This window comes from Faecalibacterium sp. 7 (genome assembly GCF_049562865.1).
In the GTDB taxonomy this organism is placed as follows: Bacteria; Bacillota; Clostridia; order Oscillospirales; family Ruminococcaceae; genus Faecalibacterium; species Faecalibacterium wellingii.
Genome location: NZ_CP186911.1, coordinates 752,481 through 768,296 on the forward strand (window position 1 = coordinate 752,481; position 15,816 = coordinate 768,296).

Genomic DNA, 15,816 nt, shown 5'->3' on the forward strand with positions numbered 1-15,816 from the left:
TACTCTGGGGTAAAGCCCTCCAAAGGCGGTATGCCTTTATCGGTCACAATCCTCACGAGCACACAAACGATTGATGTGTAGGATCAGATATAGGATCTCCTCTTCGGAAAGAGATTTTTTCAGCTGTTGTTCGATCAGGGCGGCTACCTTGCCCGAGCAGGAATAAATGGAGGGATACTCTTTTTTCATGGATTCAAAAATATCCCGGTTCTGGGTGTCGATCATGGCATCATCCAACGTGCGCTTCATCATGTAGTGCATGTGGGTGACGAACCGGTAGTAGTTGAAACTGTCACGATCCACCGTCACCTGCAGTTCCTGTTCAATAATACCCGTAGCCTGCTCAATGATGGAACCATAGTCGATGTCCGGTGTGGTTTCCGCCTGTGCCTTGTAGTTGACAAAATGTAGGGCGATGGCGGCGGCTTCCTCCCGGGGAAGGGCGATATCCAGCCGCTTTTTCAGGATGTTCAATGCCTGTTTTCCAATCTCGGATTCTTTGGGATAAAGCTGGCGCACCTCGTAAAAGAGCGGCAGCTTGATGTTGATGTTTTTGCGGTAGCGCTGGACGGAAAAATCAATGTGATCTGCCAGCGTGAACACCACATTTTCGCGGAACTGGTTGTCCATCTTCTCGTTGGCAAGGTCTACGATCTCGGCGGCGGCTTCCAGCACATTTTCCGGGATGCGGTTGAGCACGGCCAACTGTTCCTCGTCCACATCGTAAAAGGTGCGGTCGATTTTGGAAAGTGGTACATCGTAGGGTGGCTTTGTGAAACCAATGCCTTTCCCGAAGGCTACAACCTCGTTGTTGCGGCTGTCCAGACAAAGGGAGATGTTGTTATTGATGTTTTTAATGACCTTCATCTTCCCACAACCCCCATAGAAAGAAAAAAACCGAAAGTTCACCCCTATCTGCAATGGATAAGGGAAAGCCTCCGGAGAGTAACAAACCTTACTTGATTGACCACGCTCAGTATAGCAAACCGGATCGGTTTTCGTCAATCGGCAAAGGGCATAAGAATTTTACAGTATTTTCAGACAGGATGTGCAAAGACTGGGATACAAAAAGCCCCTGCCAATGGCAGAGGCTCTTGCGCTTTATGCAATTTTATTTCCCCGCCAGCAGAATGGCCAGCACGGCTTTCTGCACATGCAGGCGGTTCTCGGCTTCATCGAAGATCTCCGGTGCGTGCTGCTCGAACACCGCCGAGGAGATCTCCTCGCCCCGGTGGGCGGGCAGGCAGTGCAGCACCATGACGTCGGGCTTGGCGCTTTCCAGCAGCTTGCTTGTGAGCTGGTAGCCCACGAAATCCCGCAGGCGCTGCTCACTTTCCGGCGTGCCGGGCTGGGCGGTGTTCCATACAGCCGTTGCCACCACATCGGCGTCCTGAACGCCCTCGGCAGGGTCTGCGGTCAGGTGGAAGGCGCTGCCGTACTTGTGGGCGAACATCAGCACATCCGCCGCCGGGCGGTAGCTCTGCGGGCAGACGCAGGTGACCTGCATCCCGGCCAGCAGTCCGCCCACGATGAGGCTGTTTGCCATGCTGCTGCCGTCGCCGACAAAGCAGAGCTTCCGGCCCGCAAGGCTGCCCCTGCGCTCCCGAATGGTCATCAGGTCGGCCAGCACCTGACAGGGATGGGCGTAATCCGTCAGGCCGTTGATCACCGGCACACCGGCCAGCTCGGCAAACTCTTCCAGATCGCTCTGGCGGTAGGTGCGCCACACCACGCAGTCGTAGTAGCGGCCCAGCACCCGGGCGGTGTCCTTGAGGGGCTCGCCGCGCCCGGCCTGCAGCTCGGTGGTGTTCATGTAGTTGCCCAGACCGCCCAGCTGGTACACACCCACCTCAAAGCTGGTGCGGGTGCGGGTGGACGCCTTGGAGAAGATCAGAGCCACCGTTTTGCCCGCCAGCAGCGGGGCCGTGCCGCCCAGCTTCTGCTGTGCCTTGAGCTGGTCGGCCACATCCAGAATGTGGGTCAGCTCGGCAGGGGAGAGGTCGCTCATTTTCAGCAGATTTTTCATGCCTGCTCCTTTGGAGCCGTCGGCTCCATTTTGCTCAGCACATCGCCCAGGATCTCCAGCGCCATGTCCACATCGTGCTCGCTGAGGGTCAGCGGCGGCAGCAGGCGCAGGCGGGTCTTGGCCGTCAGCACCAGCAGGCCCGCTTCGCGGCAGGCGGCCAGCACATCGGCGGCCTTGAGGTCGTAGAACTCGATGCCCACCATCAGGCCGATGCCGGAAATGCTCTTGACATGGGGCAGCTTTGCGATGCCTGCACGCAGCTGGACGGCGCGCTCGTTGACATTGGCAAGGAAGCTCTGGTCCATGCGGTCCACCACCACATTGGCACCGGCGCAGACCACCGGGTTGCCGCCGAAGGTGGAGCCGTGGGTGCCGGGGCCCATGCCTGCGGCCACCTTTTCGTTCATCAGCACTGCGCCGATGGGCAGGCCGCCGCCCAGACCCTTGGCCAGCGTGACCACGTCCGGCTTGAGGTTGTAGTGCTCGCAGCACAGGAAGGTGCCGGTGCGGCCCACGCCGGTCTGCACCTCGTCCACGATGAGCACAAGGTCTTTTTCGTCACAGAGCTTGCGCACGGCCTGCACATAGTCCGGGTCCAGCGCCATCACGCCGCCCTCGCCCTGAATGAGTTCCAGCATCACGGCGCAGGTGTTGCGGTCCACCAGCTCCTGCAGCGCTTCCATATCGCCTGCCGGAGCATACAGGAAGCCCTCGTTGAAGGGGCCGAAGTAGTTGTGGAACACCTCCTGACCGGTGGCGGTCAGGGTGGCGATGGTGCGGCCGTGGAAGCTGTTTACCAGCGTGATGACCGTGGTGCGGTCCTTGCTGTAGTGGTCCACGCTGTACTTACGGGCGGCCTTGATGGCACCCTCGTTGGCCTCGGCACCGGAGTTGCCGAAGAAAACCTTGCTCATGCCGGTGCGCTTGCACAGCTTTTTGGCCAGCTTGCCGCAGGGGGCCGTGTAGTAGAGGTTGGAGGAGTGCTGCAGCTTATGGGCCTGCTCGGAAACGGCTTCGGCCCAGTCCAGATCACAGTAGCCCAGACTGTTGACACCGATGCCGCTGGTAAAATCCAGATACTGCTGGCCTTCGGGCCCGATGGCACGCAGGCCGTGGCCTTTTTCCAGCACGATGGGGTTGCGGTTATAGGTGTGCAGGACGTATTCGCCGTCCCGCTTGATGACCTTTTCAGAATCCATAGGTGTACCTCCTACTGACGATAAAAACCCTCTCAGGCGCTGACGCGCCAGAAAATGCTGGCAAAGGCTTGAGAGGGTCATTTTTCTTATTATACCGCCTGCGCGGCACCTGCGCAATGCTTATTCGCGGTGGCTGCGGCGGTAGAAGCGGGTGCCGGAGCCGCGGTTGGAGAACAGCTCCAGCAGGATGGAGTGGGGCACCCGGCCATCGATGATGACCGCCTCGTGCACGCCCTGATAGATGGCGTCGGCCATGCCGCCGATCTTGGCGATGATGCCGCCCGCAATGACACCGGCGGACTTGTAGCCCTCGATCTCGGACACCTCCACCTCGGGGATGAGGGTGCTTTCGTCGTCCTTATCCCGCAGCAGGCCCGCGATATCGGTCATGGACACCAGCTTCTCAGCCTTGAGCGCAATGGCGATCTGCGCAGCGGCAGTGTCCGCGTTCACGTTGTAGGCCTGACCCAGATCATCCATGCCCACCGTGGCAATGACCGGGATGTAGCCGCCATCCAGCAGGCTGCCGATCAGGGTGGCGTCCACATGCACGATCTCGCCCACATGGCCCAGCTGGGGGTCCAGCTCGGTGCAGCGCAGCATCTGGCCGTCCATGCCGCACAGGCCCACGCCGCGGCCGCGCAGCTTTGCCACCAGATCCTTGTTCACCTTACCGGCCAGCACCTGCTGCACGATCTCCATGGTGGCGTCGTCGGTCACCCGCAGACCGTTTGCGAAATGGCTTTCCACACCCACCTTTTTCAGCATCTCATTGATGGCCGGGCCGCCGCCGTGCACCAGCACGACGCGCACACCCAGCAGGGTGAGGGTGACCAGATCGTTCATGACGGCATTTTTCAGTTCTTCGTTGATCATGGCATTGCCGCCGTATTTCACGACCATGGTCTTTCCGTGATACTTCTGGATGTAGGGTGTCGCCTCAGAGAAAAGGCGCGCCATTTCTTCGTTTTTCATATGCTCTCCTTGCCGCCAGCACGCTTGCTCCGGCATTCGTTTTCCACCAGACGAACTCCTTCCGTCATCGCTTGCGCGATGCCACCCATTCCCCTTCTGGCACTTTCGTGCCACCTCCCCCGGCCGGGGGAGTCTTTCTCAAGGAGGGAGGCTTTCAGGCTCCCTCCGTGAGGGGGCTGTCGCCGCAGGCGACTGGGGGAGTTCCATTAAGTTCTATAATCGCCGTTGATCTTGACGTAATCGTAGGTCAGATCGCAGCCCCATGCCTTGGCGGATGCATCGCCGGTGCCCATGTCCACCTTGACCAGGATATCATGCTCGGCCAGCACCTTGGCGGCCTCCTCCTCGCTGTAGGGGTGGTAGGCGGCGTTCTCGCACACATACACCTCGCCCGCCTTGCTGGAAAGCCACACGCAGACCTTATCAATGGAGAAATCGCCGGGGGTGTAGCCGATGGCGCAGAGGATGCGTCCCCAGTTGGCATCGCGGCCGAACACTGCGGCCTTGAACAGGTTGGAGCACACCACGCTGCGGCTGACGGCACGGGCGGTCTTCAGGTCGGGGGCGTGGGTCACTTCGCAGGTGATGAGGTGGGTGGCACCCTCGCCGTCACCGGCGTGCTCGGCGCACATGTGCTCGGCAATGGCGGTCAGCGCAGCCACAAATGCATCGTAGTCGGCGTTTTCCTCTGTGATCTCGGGGTTGCCGGCAAGGCCGGAAGCCATGACGATGAGGGTATCGTTGGTGGAGGTGTCCAGATCCACGCTCATCTGATTGTAGGTGCCGGGCACCACGGTCTTGAGAGCCTTTTCCAGCAGGATGGGGGAGACCGCCGCATCGGTGGTGTAGAATGCCAGCATCGTGGCCATATTGGGGGCGATCATGCCGCTGCCCTTGCCGATGGCACCCACGGTGCACACCTTGCCGCCCAGCTCGAACTGGATGGCGTATTCCTTCTTGTGGGTGTCGGTGGTCATGATGGCGGTGGCGGCATCAGCGCTGCCCTGCTCGTCCGCAGCCAGCCTTGCGGCGGCGGCGGGAATGCCCCGGGCAAAGGGGTCGATGACCATGGGCTGACCGATGACACCGGTGGAAGCGGGCAGAACGTCCTGCGGGTCGATGCCCAGCTCTCTGCCCACCAGCTCGCAGCATTCTTCGGCCAGAGCCACGCCGTTGGCGGCGCAGGTGTTGGCGTTGCCGCTGTTCACAAGGATCGCCTGTGCATAGCCGTCCTTCAGGTGGGCACGGTCCACCTTGATGGGTGCGCCGCAGACCTTGTTGGTGGTGTACACACCGGCGGCGGCGCAGCGCACGTCCGCCTTGATGAGTGCCAGATCGTATTTTTCTGCATGGTTTGCGCGGATGCCGCAGTGCACGCCAGCCGCTGCAAAGCCCTTGGGCGCGCAGATGCCGCCCGCAACTTCTTGATACTGCATAATGATCTTCCTTTCCCACAAAGAAATACTCCCTCAGTCACGGCATTCGCCGTGCCAGCTCCCTCATGGAGGGAGCCTTTGCGTAACCGTCAACTGCAAAAGCCTCCCTCTTCGAGGGAGGTGGATGCGAACACCGTGAGCAGACGAAGGGAGTTTTTTATTCCAATCCTTCGGTCTCTTCCAGCCCCAGCATCAGGTTCATGCACTGGACGGCGGCACCGGAGGAGCCCTTGCCCAGATTATCGAACACAGACACCAGCATCATCTGGTCGCCGGCGGCGTTCACGGTCAGATACAGCTCCATGCGGTCGGTACCGGCCATGGCGTTCGAGTACAGGCCGTTCTCCGGCAGAGTCTCGTTCAGCCCGTGCACCTTGACAGTGGCGGCGTCCTTATAGTACCCGGCAATGCCTGCAGCCACCTGTTCGGCGGTGGTGCCCGCCAGCGTCAGGTCCAGCGGCACCAGCACCTGCATGCCGCAGTAGTAGTCACACACCACCGGCACGAACATGGGGGTGTGGGCAAGGCCGCTGATCTTCTGCATCTCGGGCAGATGCTTATGGGCAAGGCCCAGACCGTAGCTCTTGGGTGCATCCAGTTTGCTGTGTGCCGGGCGGTCGGGGCTCTCGTACTCGGCGATCATCTTTTTGCCGCCGCCGGAGTAGCCGGAGATGCCGGTGCAGCTGAAGGGATACTCTGCCGGGACAAGGCCCAGCTCCACCAGCGGGCGGGCAATGCTGATAAAGCCGCTGGCATAGCAGCCGGGCACTGCCACGCGGCAGGAGTTTTTGATTTTTTCCTTCTGGCCCGCCAGCTCCGGGAAGCCGTAGTCCCATGCGGCATCGGTGCGGAAGGCGGTGGAGGTGTCCAGCACCTTCACGTCCGGGCGCAGCAGGGGCATGACCTCTTTGGATGCCGCATCCGGCAGGCAGAGGAAGGCGAGGTCGGCGGAGTTGATGACCTTCGCACGCTCGTTCACATCCTTGCGGCCCTCGGCGGAAATGGACAGCAGCTCGATCTCCGGGCGTGCAGCCAGCCGGTCGGCAATGCGCAGGCCGGTGGTGCCGGAGGAGCCATCAATAAAAACTTTCACGCTCATGCGTTATTCGCCTCCCAGGCATTCAGCTGTGCAGCGGCCAGCTCGATCTGGTTCTTCACGCTGGCTTCGCTGGGGCCGCCGTAGCTGGTGCGGCCCTCACAGCATTTGACCAGATCGATGGCCTCGTAAATGTCGTTCTCAAACAGATCGCTGTAGCTCTTGAACTCGTCAAGGGTCAGCTCTTCCAGAGTCTTGTCCTTTGCGATGCAGTCCGACACCATGCAGCCGGTGAGCTTGTAGGCATCCCGGAAGGGCATTCCCTTCTTGGTGAGGTAGTCGGCGCAGTCGGTGGCGTTGATGAAGCCCTTGGCGGCGGCGCGGCGCATGTTGGCCGGCAGGGTCTTCATAGTGTCCAGCATGGGGGTCACGGTCTTGAGGCACAGCTCAAGGGTATCCACCGCGTCAAAGATGGCTTCCTTGTCCTCCTGCATATCCTTGTTGTAGGCCAGAGGAATGCCCTTCATCATCACCAGCAGGGTGTTCAGGTCGCCGTAGACGCGGCCGGTCTTGCCGCGGATCAGCTCGGTGACGTCAGGGTTCTTCTTCTGGGGCATGATGGAGGAGCCGGTGGTAAAGGCGTCGTCCAGCTCAATGAACTTGAACTCCCAGCTGCACCACAGGATGATCTCCTCGGAAAGACGGGACAGGTGCATCATGCAGATGGAGATGGCATTGGCCAGCTCGATGCAGAAATCGCGGTCGGACACGCCGTCCAGACTGTTGGCGCAGGGAGCCGCAAAGCCCAGCTTTTCGGCGGTGAACTGGCGGTCCAGCGGGTAGGTGGTACCGGCCAGCGCGCCGGAGCCCAGCGGGCACTGGCTGTCCATGCGGGCGGTGGCGTCCTCGAAGCGCTGCAGATCCGCAGCAGCATGGAGGCGTAGGCCATCAGAGCGTGGCCAAAGGTGATGGGCTGGGCACGCTGCAGATGGGTGTAGCCGGGCATGACGGCGGTGGTGTTCTCACCGGCCTTTTTGCAGATGACCTTGATGAGCTCCACGATGTAGGCCTGCAGGGTGTGGCTGTAGTCCCGCAGGGTCAGGCGGATATCCAGCGCCACCTGATCGTTGCGGCTGCGGCCGGTGTGCAGCCGCTTGCCGGCATCCCCGATGCGGGCGGTGAGGGTCTGCTCCACAAAGGTGTGCACATCCTCGGCATTGGGGTCGATCTCCAGCCTGCCGGCTGCCAGATCGTCGGCGATGGATGCCAGACCGTTGAGGATGTCCTCACAGTCCTTTTCGGAGATGATGCCCTGCTTTGCCAGCATGGCGGCATGGACGCCGCTGCCGCGCATATCCTGCGCGATCATGCGCTGGTCGAACCGGATGGAGGAGTTGAAGTCGTTCACGCGGGAATCCACGGCCTTGGAAAAACGGCCCTTCCAGAGTTGTTCTGCCATAGTTTTATCCTTTACTTTATGTCCAAACCCTCTCAGTCAAACCCGTCAGGGTTTGACTGAGAGGGTTCGTCAATTTCTTCTAAAAACGGCAAAGCCGCCGCAGGGGAAAACGCTCCTGCGGCGGTGCCGCCGGCAACGATGCCGGTTGGATGAAACTTCCGTGTGAAAGTGTGAAAACACACGAAAGGGAAGATGTTACAACTGATTACTTGATCTCCGGCCAGTCCTTGGACAGCTTTGCGTGCTCCTTGATGGACAGGCCGAACAGGTTGATGAAGCCGGTGGCATCGGCCTGATTGTAGTCCTCGTCCTCGCCGAAGGAAGCGGTCTGCTCGTCGTACAGGGTGTACGGAGAGGTGACGCCGGCGTTGATCATGTTGCCCTTGTAGAGCTTGAGCTTCACATCGCCGGTGACGGTCTTTTCCAGACTGTCGGCAAAGGCGTCCAGAGCCTCGCGCAGCGGGGTGAACCACTGGCCGTTGTAGACGATATCGGCATACTTCTGGGCCAGCTGAGCCTTGAAGTGAGAGCTCTCCTTATCCAGAGTGATGGTCTCCAGAACATTGATAGCCTTGTACAGGATGGCACCGCCGGGGGTCTCATAGACGCCGCGGCTCTTCATGCCCACCAGACGGTTCTCCACGATATCCAGCAGGCCGATGCCGTTCTCGCCGCCCAGCTTGTTCAGGTGCTCCACCAGCTCCACAGCGCCCATCTCCTTGCCGTCCACAGCGGTGGGGATGCCCTTTTCAAAGTGGATGGTCACATAGGTGGGAACATCGGGTGCCTGCTCGGGGCTGACGCCCAGCTCCAGGAAACCGGGCTTGTTGTACTGGGGCTCGTTGGCGGGGCTCTCCAGATCCAGACCCTCGTGGCTCAGGTGCCACAGGTTCTTATCCTTGGAGTAGTTGGTCTCGCGGTTGATCTTCAGGGGGATGTGGTGAGCCTCGGCGTAGTCGATCTCCTCGTCACGGCTCTTGATGTCCCACTCACGCCACGGAGCAATGATGGCCATATCGGGGCACAGGGCCTTGAGAGTCAGCTCAAAACGCACCTGATCGTTGCCCTTGCCGGTGCAGCCGTGGCAGATGGCGTCTGCGCCTTCCTTGATGGCGATATCAGCCAGAGCCTTGGCAATGCAGGGACGTGCAAAGCTGGTGCCCAGCAGGTAGTCCTCGTACTTTGCGCCGAACTTCAGGGTGGGGAAGATGTAGTTCTCCACAAAGTCCTTCTTCAGGTCCAGCACGTACAGCTTGGAAGCGCCGGTCGCCTTGGCCTTTTCTTCCAGACCGTCCAGCTCGGTGCCCTGACCCACGTCACCGGAGACGGCGACGACCTCGCAGTTGTTGTAGTTTTCCTTCAGCCAGGGAATGATGATGGAGGTATCCAGACCGCCGGAGTATGCCAGAACGACTTTTTTGATGTTTTCCTTTTTCATGATGATTGCTCCTTTTAAAAATACACTTTTGTTTTCTGATGCGTACTTTCCCTTCGCATCCTCTTCCGTTGCGTTTCGGTTGATGCTTTTATTATACGCCGCGCGGCTTTTTCGTCAATGCCGAAAACCGCCAAACCTTACACGGATTTGACTTCCGTTTTGGTTCAATTTGTATCTTTATGCGTTATTTGCAGAATATATTCACGCTTTATGCATTTACGCGGTATATATTCGTTGCGTTCTGCATCCTGCCCGGGGCATGTGCGGACTACAGCACACGGAAAGAATCCACACCGCAAAAACAAAAAGCCCGGGACCCTTTCGTGAGCCGTCTGGCCCTGAAAGAGTCCCGGGTTTCGTTTTGGCTTTATGCGCCGGAAAATGGCCCGCCCGCCGCACTCCATGCGCGGCACAGCAGCTCTTTTTGCGCCTTGGGCAGCTTTTTGAGCGCAGCTTCCCGCCGCAGGGCGCTGCGCTTATCCGCACAGCGCTCCACATAGGCAAAGGCCGCTGCACCTCTGGCCCGGGTGTAGCGGGCCCCTCTGCCGCTTTTGTGGGCCTGCAGGCGGGCGGCGGGGGCGTTGGTCCAGCCGGTGTACAGCTGGCCGCCGGTACACCGCACCATGTACACGAAGGCGGGCTTGGGCCGGGCCGGATGCTCAGATGCGGCCATTGTTCTTTAACACCTGACGGCAGGCCGCAAGGGCGGTCTCCTTATCCTTGGCCGTGATGAGGAAGCGGCTGGCGTGGCAGAAGCTGATGCCCGGGATGCCGCTCTTCTGTTCAATGACCTCCTGCGGCTGGCCGGCCCAGCTCTGGGGGAAGGGGAGCTTGGGGCGCTTGGTTTTGTGGTCGGTGACGCACTGGGCGCTCCAGCCGCCGCGCTGGCTGGGATAGACCACGAACAGCGCATCCGTTTTGTACAGGCCGTTTTTCCACGGCAGGTAGCAGGGCAGCACCACGATGCCGTCCCGGGAGTTCTGATAGGCCTGCTGCACCTTTTCGTCGGCGCGGTTCACGGCGTTGGCGCTGGCGATCTGGTTTTCCAGAATCTGCTTTGCCACGGCCACGGCCTTGAAAAAGCAGGCGTCCTGATCCTCCTTGGAGTCCCACACCGGGTTAAAAAAGCCGATGGCATCGCACAGGCTGTTCTGCTCGCCGGTGTTGTCGTTGAGGTCCAGCGGCTGGATAAAGTTCTCGTCGATGAGCCGGGCCTGCCGCTCGCCCACAAGGCCGGGGCCCAGCACCCGCCACAGCAGACCGAAAGCTGCGTAGGGCACACCGTTTGCGCGGTACTCCCGGGGCTCCTGATGATGGTCGAACATGCCATAGCCCACATCGTACACGATGCCGTCAAAGCCGTCCGGCACCACAAAGCCGCGGGTGATCTTGATATCCGGGCGCAGGATCTGCAGCAGCGCAGTGGCAAACACATCGTCGGCGTGGAACTTGCCGGCATGGGTAAAGCCGTTTGCAGGAATTTTCATAGATGTACCTCGTTCCCAATAAAATCTCTGGCAACAGTATACCACACTTTGCCAAAAGGGACAACGAAAAGCCCCGGGGCGGCAGATGCCGTTCCGGGGCTGAGGATTGATGCAGTCAGTGCATTTGTTTTACTTTTTCTTTGCGGTGCGGGCAGGCTTGGCGGCGGGCTTGCTCTCGACCTTTTGGGCCGGGGCAGTCTCCGGCTCGCCCAGAGCCAGAATGCTGCTCAGCTCCTTCTGCACGGCGGCGTTGTTTTCGTCGGTGACGGCCAGCACATCGGAGTAGAACTGCTCCATGCCCTCGCGGGTGGAGAAGGTGGCAACGTACATCTGGTTGCCCATGGCGCCGCTCAGCGCGTCCGGGATGCGGTCCACCATACGCATGTTCTGCTGGTACTTCTGCATGATCTGCTCGTGGCTGTACACAAAGTGCTTGCCGTCGCGGCGGCCTGCAAACGGGCAGTAGAAGTGCTCGCCCACCGGCATATCGGTGCCGCCAAAGGCGATCATGTCCGCCCAGATCTTGTAGACGTTGGTGGAGCGGGCAAAGTTGATCATATCCGGGGTGAAGCCGCCGCAGGGGCGCATGTTGACTTCCAGTGCCACGATCTGGCCCTTTTGGCCCATGCTGGCCTGATCCTCGGTCATGCGGAAGAACTCAAAGTGGATGAAGCGGCTCCGGACGCCAAAGCTCTTGACGGCGGCGCGGCCTGCGGCGCGGGTGTCCTCGGGCAGGTCCTTGATGATGTAATAGATGGAGTTGTCGTTGTCGTTGACGATATCCATGATGGACATGGGGCTCACGTTGCCGGCCTCAAAGATGGGGTTGCCGTTGGCATCGATGATGGCATCGTAGCTGTTCACCTCGGCCCGGACGAACTCCTCCATGATGTACTCCACATCCGGGTGATGGGCCGTCTTCTGCACGAGAAACTTTTTCAGGTCCTCGTCGCTGGACAGCTTGTGGGTATCGGATGCGCCCACGCCGTTATCCGGCTTTACCACCACCGGGTAGCCCACCTCGTCGATGAACTTCCGGCAGCCCTCGTAATCGTCCACCATGTGGTAGCGTGCGGTGGCAATGCCGGCCTTCTTGTAATACTCCTTCATCTTGCTCTTGTACTTGATGCGGGGCATATCGTCGGTCTGGAAGCCGGTGGTGATGTGGAAATCGGTGCGCAGGGCTGCGTCCCGCTCCAGCCAGTATTCGTTGTTGGACTCCAGCCAGTCGATGCGGCCATACTTGAAGGCAAAGAAGGCCACGGCGCGGTAGACCTCGTCGTAGTTTTCCAGACTGCCCACCTTGTAGTACTCGTTCAGGCTGTCCTTCAGCTCCGGCTTCAGCTCATCGTAGGGCTGGTCGCCGATGCCCAGCACGTTCATGCCATTGTTTTTCAGTTCATGGCAGAACTGCCAGTAGTTGGTGGGGAAGTTGGGCGAAATAAAAATGAAATTCTGCATGGTTTTACGATTCCTCTTTCCTCTATAAGAAAACCCTCTCAGTCAACGCTTACAGCGTTGCCAGCTCCCCCGAAGGGGGAGCTTATTTGCTGCAAACCGTCAAACGCATCAAAGCTCGCCCTTCGGGAGAGCTGGCGCGTCAGCGCCTGAGAGGGATTGTTTTACTGCTGCCCCAGAATATACGGCATGTAATATGCAGTCTGCTTATACCACCAGTTCCAGTCGTGGTTGACATCGTGGCCCCACAGGTCCACCCAGATGGGGATGTTCTTGGCCTCGAAGATGCGCTTGAGGAACCATGTGGTGTCCGGCCGCTCCCAGTCGCCCTGACCGCAGCAGATGACCGCCTTCTGGCTGCGGTACAGCTGCATGTAGGGGTGATCCTCCGGGAAGTTCTTCATGTAGTCCACGGGCGAGTTCATGTACACCAGCTCGTCCATATAATTGCCGAAGCCGTAGTGGGCCGTGTAAATGCCGCTGAGGGCCAGACAGCCGCAGAACACATCCGGGCGGCGCAGGTACAGGTTGACCGCATGGGTGGCGCCCAGACTGCAGCCAAAGGCAATGACGCCGGGCAGGTCGTCCCAGCCGTTGCGCTCCTTGGCCAGATACTGGATCTTGGGCACAGCCTCCTCCACGATATAGCGCAGCCACTGCTCATAGCGGCGGATGCGCCAATAGGGGTCGCCCTGCGTGTCGGACCAGGTCTCCTTGTCCATGGTGTCGATGGAGAGGACCATGATCTGCCCGGACTCGATCCACGGGGCAAGGGTATCGTTCATGTGGAAGTTCTCGAAATCGAAGAAGCGGCCATCCTGACAGGGGATGTACAGCATCGGGCGGCCTGCGTGGCCGTAGATCTTGCACTCCATGTCACGGCCCAGCGCCGGACTGTAATCCTTGAAATACTGCATTTCCATGGTGTTTCCTCCTTTGATATGGACCCTCTCAGGCTCACTTTGTTCGCCAGCCCCCCGAAAGGGGAGCTTTTTCTGCCTTACCGCCAGATGCATAGAAGCTCGCCCTTCGGGAGAGCTGGCAGCGCCGTCAGGCGATGCCTGAGAAGGTTTTACTCCTCCACCTCATACATCAGGGTGTGGAACATAAAGGGCAGCTGCTTTTCCCAGCTGGCTTCGCTGTGGGTGCCGCCGGGCACGATGCGGCTGGTGAGGTGGATGCCCCGGGTCAGTACCTTGCTGCACATCTCGGCAAAGCCGCGGCGCATGCCCTCGTGGTTGCCCATCTCGCGGGAGCCGTAGTCCATGTACAGCACGGTGCCGGGGGCCAGATTTGCCCGGCCCACAAGGCCGGAGAGCTTTTCCGGCGAGACCCAGATGGACGGCGACAGCGCCGCCGCACGGCTGAAGACGTCATTGTACTGCAGCAGGGCGTACAGGCTCATCAGGCCGCCCATGCTGCTGCCGCCAATGAAGGTGTGCTCCCGGTCGGGCAGGGTGCGGAAATTGTGGTCGATGAAGGGCTTGAACCGGTGGATATACCAGCTCATGGTGGCCTGCCCCTTGCCGTCAAAGTGGCCGAACTGCGGGTCGTCGAACCGGTAGGGCGAATACTCCACCAGCCGCTCGTTGTTGGCCCCGGCATTGCACTCCACCGCCGCCACGATCAGCGGGGTGTCGGTGTAGTCCAGATAATCGGCCACGCCCCAGCTCTTGCCAAAGGTGGCGTCCTCGTCAAAAAAGACGTTCTGGCCATCGAACATATACAGCACCGGATACCTGCGGTCCGGCTCGGCTTCATACATCGTGGGCAGATAGACATAAACTCTGCGCTGCTCGGTGCCATTGACGGCAGGGTAGCTCACGCTCCATTTTTTAACCATGGGTCCATTCCTCTCAATCTTTCCTGCACATGGCCTGCCGCAATGCAGGCCGCTGTTCTGTTTTCAGTTTAGCACTGCAGGGCACAGAAAGCAATTGCGCCGGGAAATTTTGGAGTTTTTCCGATGAAGAACCCTCTCAGGCTCACTTCGTTCGCCAGCTCCCCGAGGGGGGAGCTTTTTTCTGCTTGGCCGCCAGATGCGTAAAAGCTCGCCCTTCGGGAGAGCTGTCAGGCGCCGACTGAGAGGGGGCAATATACGGCAAACGCCGCCGAGCGGAGGCCTGGCGGCGTTTGCTGCTATTCTGAATAAAAGGTTCTCTCCGGAGAATCGGGATCAGTTCTTTTTCTCCACCGGCACGATCCAGCCCTTGGTGTCGGGGAGCTTGCCCCACTGCATACCGGTCATGGTGTCGTACAGCTTCTGGGTGACAGGGCCGATCTTGCCGTCGCCGATGTAGGCGTGCTCGCCCTTCCAGACCAGCTCCTTGACGGGGGAGACGACAGCGGCGGTGCCGGTGCCGAACACCTCTTCCAGCTTGCCTTCGCGGGCAGCAGCCATGATGTCGGCAATGGCGATCTTGCCTTCTACCACCTCATAGCCCCAGTCCTTCAGCAGCTCGATGCAGCTGCGGCGGGTGACGCCGGGCAGAACGGTGCCGACGGTAGCAGCGGTGTACACCTTGCCGTCGATCTTGAACATGATGTTCATGCTGCCGACTTCCTCGACGTACTTCTTTTCCACGCCGTCCAGCCACAGCACCTGTGCGTAGCCCTGCTCCTCGGCCAGCTCGCCGGCCTTGATGGAAGCAGCGTAGTTGCCGCCGCACTTGGTGAAGCCGGTCAGGCCGGGAGCGGCACGGATGTACTCGTCTTCCACGTAGATGCGCACGGGGTTGATGCCCTCGGCATAGTAAGCACCCGAGGGAGCGCAGATGATGCAGAAGATGTAGTGCTTGGAAGCGTGCACGCCCAGACCCACATCATTGGCAAAGATGAAGGGACGGATGTACAGGGAAGCACCGTCGGAATGGGGCACCCAGTCACGGTCCACATCCACCAGCGTCTCAACGGCCTGAATGTAGTCTTCCACAGGGATCTTGGGGATGCACAGACGGTCGGCAGAGTCCTGGAAACGCTTTGCGTTGCAGTCCGGGCGGAACAGCTGGACGGTATCGTCGGCCGTGCGGTATGCCTTCATGCCCTCAAAGATCTCCTGAGCGTAGTGGAACACGACAGTAGCCGGGTCCAGCTCAAAGGGGCCATAGGGAACGATGCGGGCATCGTGCCAGCCTTCGCCCTCGGTGTAATCCATCACGAACATATGGTCGGTAAACTTCTTGCCAAAACCCAGATTGCTCTCGTCAGGCTTTGCCTTCGGAGCAGTGGTACGGGTGATCTTGATATCCAACATGATTTATTTTCCCTCTTTCCTGATCTCGGGCGCAGCGCGTGAAAATGCG

Annotated in this window: 13 protein-coding genes and 1 pseudogene; all 14 read right to left on the reverse strand. The window is 59.8% G+C overall.

Features of this window, described 5'->3' with window-relative positions; all coding sequences use genetic code 11:
* Nucleotides 1-36 precede the first annotated feature (36 nt).
* Nucleotides 37-867, reverse strand: a complete 831-nt coding sequence (locus ACKXF7_RS03865) for a PRD domain-containing protein (RefSeq protein ID WP_423742199.1) — start codon at nucleotides 865-867, stop codon at nucleotides 37-39.
* Nucleotides 868-1,111: 244 nt separating this feature from the next.
* The gene (gene argF / locus ACKXF7_RS03870) at nucleotides 1,112-2,026 is read right to left on the reverse strand and encodes an ornithine carbamoyltransferase (protein ID WP_423742200.1); all 915 of its coding nucleotides are present in this window, start codon (nucleotides 2,024-2,026) and stop codon (nucleotides 1,112-1,114) included.
* Nucleotides 2,023-3,225 carry an aspartate aminotransferase family protein gene (locus ACKXF7_RS03875; RefSeq protein WP_418265247.1) on the reverse strand — a complete coding sequence of 401 codons (1,203 nt, stop codon included), beginning with the start codon at nucleotides 3,223-3,225 and terminating at the stop codon, nucleotides 2,023-2,025. Before ACKXF7_RS03875 ends, argF begins: the two co-directional genes overlap by 4 nt.
* Before the next feature lie 120 nt (nucleotides 3,226-3,345).
* The gene (gene argB / locus ACKXF7_RS03880; protein WP_423742201.1) at nucleotides 3,346-4,200 is read right to left on the reverse strand and encodes an acetylglutamate kinase; all 855 of its coding nucleotides are present in this window, start codon (nucleotides 4,198-4,200) and stop codon (nucleotides 3,346-3,348) included.
* Between the two features lie 206 nt (nucleotides 4,201-4,406).
* Nucleotides 4,407-5,636, reverse strand: coding sequence for a bifunctional glutamate N-acetyltransferase/amino-acid acetyltransferase ArgJ (gene argJ, locus ACKXF7_RS03885; RefSeq protein ID WP_423742202.1), 1,230 nt, complete (start codon nucleotides 5,634-5,636; stop codon nucleotides 4,407-4,409).
* Between the two features lie 157 nt (nucleotides 5,637-5,793).
* Entirely contained in the window at nucleotides 5,794-6,735 is a 942-nt protein-coding gene (gene argC, locus ACKXF7_RS03890; RefSeq protein ID WP_348584260.1) for an N-acetyl-gamma-glutamyl-phosphate reductase, read from the reverse strand.
* A pseudogene (argH, locus tag ACKXF7_RS03895) lies at nucleotides 6,732-8,131 on the reverse strand (argininosuccinate lyase). Before argH ends, argC begins: the two are co-directional and overlap by 4 nt.
* A 205-nt stretch (nucleotides 8,132-8,336) precedes the next feature.
* Complete coding sequence (locus ACKXF7_RS03900; protein WP_423742203.1) at nucleotides 8,337-9,569, reverse strand: argininosuccinate synthase; 1,233 nt, start codon at nucleotides 9,567-9,569, stop codon at nucleotides 8,337-8,339.
* A gap of 367 nt (nucleotides 9,570-9,936) precedes the next feature.
* Nucleotides 9,937-10,242 carry a GIY-YIG nuclease family protein gene (locus ACKXF7_RS03905; RefSeq protein WP_348584258.1) on the reverse strand — a complete coding sequence of 102 codons (306 nt, stop codon included), beginning with the start codon at nucleotides 10,240-10,242 and terminating at the stop codon, nucleotides 9,937-9,939.
* Entirely contained in the window at nucleotides 10,229-11,056 is an 828-nt protein-coding gene (locus ACKXF7_RS03910) for an MYG1 family protein (RefSeq protein WP_249237714.1), read from the reverse strand. The genes ACKXF7_RS03905 and ACKXF7_RS03910 overlap by 14 nt, the downstream gene beginning before the upstream one ends.
* A 129-nt stretch (nucleotides 11,057-11,185) precedes the next feature.
* On the reverse strand, nucleotides 11,186-12,517 hold the full coding sequence (locus ACKXF7_RS03915) for an ATP-grasp domain-containing protein (protein WP_423742204.1): 1,332 nt from the start codon (nucleotides 12,515-12,517) through the stop codon (nucleotides 11,186-11,188).
* Nucleotides 12,518-12,678: 161 nt separating this feature from the next.
* A complete protein-coding gene (locus ACKXF7_RS03920; RefSeq protein ID WP_339394495.1) occupies nucleotides 12,679-13,437 on the reverse strand; it encodes an esterase family protein in 759 nt (252 codons plus the stop codon).
* A 149-nt stretch (nucleotides 13,438-13,586) separates the two neighbouring features.
* Nucleotides 13,587-14,357, reverse strand: coding sequence for an alpha/beta hydrolase (locus ACKXF7_RS03925; RefSeq protein WP_423742205.1), 771 nt, complete (start codon nucleotides 14,355-14,357; stop codon nucleotides 13,587-13,589).
* 333 nt (nucleotides 14,358-14,690) lie between these two features.
* Entirely contained in the window at nucleotides 14,691-15,767 is a 1,077-nt protein-coding gene (locus ACKXF7_RS03930) for a branched-chain amino acid aminotransferase (RefSeq protein ID WP_339394493.1), read from the reverse strand.
* Nucleotides 15,768-15,816: the final 49 nt, after the last annotated feature.

Coding starts and splice junctions, on each gene's coding strand:
- ACKXF7_RS03865 (WP_423742199.1), bottom strand. CDS start 867: ATGAAGGTCATTAAAAACATCAATAACAACATCTCCCTTTGTCTGGAC.
- argF (WP_423742200.1), bottom strand. CDS start 2,026: ATGAAAAATCTGCTGAAAATGAGCGACCTCTCCCCTGCCGAGCTGACC.
- ACKXF7_RS03875 (WP_418265247.1), bottom strand. CDS start 3,225: ATGGATTCTGAAAAGGTCATCAAGCGGGACGGCGAATACGTCCTGCAC.
- argB (WP_423742201.1), bottom strand. CDS start 4,200: ATGAAAAACGAAGAAATGGCGCGCCTTTTCTCTGAGGCGACACCCTAC.
- argJ (WP_423742202.1), bottom strand. CDS start 5,636: ATGCAGTATCAAGAAGTTGCGGGCGGCATCTGCGCGCCCAAGGGCTTT.
- argC (WP_348584260.1), bottom strand. CDS start 6,735: ATGAGCGTGAAAGTTTTTATTGATGGCTCCTCCGGCACCACCGGCCTG.
- ACKXF7_RS03900 (WP_423742203.1), bottom strand. CDS start 9,569: ATGAAAAAGGAAAACATCAAAAAAGTCGTTCTGGCATACTCCGGCGGT.
- ACKXF7_RS03905 (WP_348584258.1), bottom strand. CDS start 10,242: ATGGCCGCATCTGAGCATCCGGCCCGGCCCAAGCCCGCCTTCGTGTAC.
- ACKXF7_RS03910 (WP_249237714.1), bottom strand. CDS start 11,056: ATGAAAATTCCTGCAAACGGCTTTACCCATGCCGGCAAGTTCCACGCC.
- ACKXF7_RS03915 (WP_423742204.1), bottom strand. CDS start 12,517: ATGCAGAATTTCATTTTTATTTCGCCCAACTTCCCCACCAACTACTGG.
- ACKXF7_RS03920 (WP_339394495.1), bottom strand. CDS start 13,437: ATGGAAATGCAGTATTTCAAGGATTACAGTCCGGCGCTGGGCCGTGAC.
- ACKXF7_RS03925 (WP_423742205.1), bottom strand. CDS start 14,357: ATGGTTAAAAAATGGAGCGTGAGCTACCCTGCCGTCAATGGCACCGAG.
- ACKXF7_RS03930 (WP_339394493.1), bottom strand. CDS start 15,767: ATGTTGGATATCAAGATCACCCGTACCACTGCTCCGAAGGCAAAGCCT.